This is a genomic window from Hydrogenivirga sp. 128-5-R1-1 (genome assembly GCF_000171895.1).
This window is the reverse complement of the sequence record NZ_ABHJ01000430.1, coordinates 1-1,252: the sequence shown is the minus strand read 5'-3', so window position 1 is coordinate 1,252 and position 1,252 is coordinate 1. Positions and strand designations below refer to the sequence as shown.

Here is a 1,252-nt window from a genome sequence, read left to right as displayed (position 1 = left end):
TTTGATGTTTACTTAAATAATATTTTAGATTTAACAATAATGATTTTTCAGGTGGACTGTTTCTGCAGGTTATACTTTTTGCAAAATTATTATATAGGAGATAATCAATATAAAGGACATTTAAAACCTTTAACAAATAGTTTATTTTTTGGTATAAAAGGATTTTCTGGCGAAAATACCCTTTACTACGATATGAAAAAAAGGCAGATTAGCAGGTCAATATCCAGGATAACAATTCCACTTTTTACTAATTTAAGTTATAGTATTTCTCATTCTTTTGATAATAACTCAACAAATCAGCTTCTTCACTCTATAAATACAAGGTACAAAATTTTTAGATTAAATACATCAATTTTAAGTAATATTAAAGAAGGATATATTCAGCAAAAAAGACTAAACATTACTATTGATAGAAGATGTTGGTACTTAAGTTTTAATTATATAGAAGATTACAATAAAACCACAAATAAAACATACAAGGTTTTAACTTTAACATTAAATATAATAAACTTTAATTACAATTTCCCTTTAATAAAACCAGAGAAATAATTATTTACCACTTAATTTACTGGATACCTTTCCAGCAATGTTAAGCAATTTTTCTTTAAACTCTAAAATATTTGATGGATTTAATCTACTTATTGGAGCAACTATTGAAATGGCAGCTTTAGGAGTTTTATCATCCCATAAAACTGTAGATATTTCTGAAACCTCAGGTTCAAGACTTTCAAAATCATATTCAACTATATAATCAGCTTTTTTGAGTTTTTTTGCTTTTAATAAAGCTTTTCCGGGAGCTGCTGTTTCAGCTAAATATCTTTTTCCAATTCTGGAATGAACTAAAACAGACCTGTTTGCTTCTTCAGCATAGATATATACAATATCTGTACTATGTAATACAGAAATGTAAACGGTTTCATTGAAAATATTTTTTAATTCTTTTAAAAACGGTTTGGCTTCCCTTAAAAATCTAAGTCCCTTTAAATATGCGTACTCTAAGTAAAGTACTCTTTTTCCTAATTTGTAGTGTCCGGTTTCTTCTTCTTGCTGAATAATACCTTCAACCTGAAGTGTTGCAAGTAATCTAAATACATTATTTTTATTCAGACCTAAAAGCTTACTTAGTTCTGTAACTCCTACTTCGTCCTTTTCTTTCAGAATTTCAATCAGGTCTAATGCTTTCTCTAAAGAGCTTTTACTCTCCTTCTTTTTAACCAATACTATAAATCCTTTTATTTTGTTTAAATATTAT

1 protein-coding gene and 1 pseudogene are annotated in these 1,252 nt (G+C 27.0%); one reads left to right on the top strand and one right to left on the bottom strand.

Annotated features, from left to right (window positions below; all coding sequences use genetic code 11):
• Window positions 1-549: pseudogene (locus HG1285_RS20080) on the top strand (hypothetical protein); the annotation flags it as partial.
• Here HG1285_RS20080 and HG1285_RS00955 read toward each other — a convergent pair.
• The gene (locus HG1285_RS00955) at window positions 550-1,218 is read right to left on the bottom strand and encodes an IclR family transcriptional regulator (RefSeq protein ID WP_008289515.1); all 669 of its coding nucleotides are present in this window, start codon (window positions 1,216-1,218) and stop codon (window positions 550-552) included.
• Window positions 1,219-1,252: the final 34 nt, after the last annotated feature.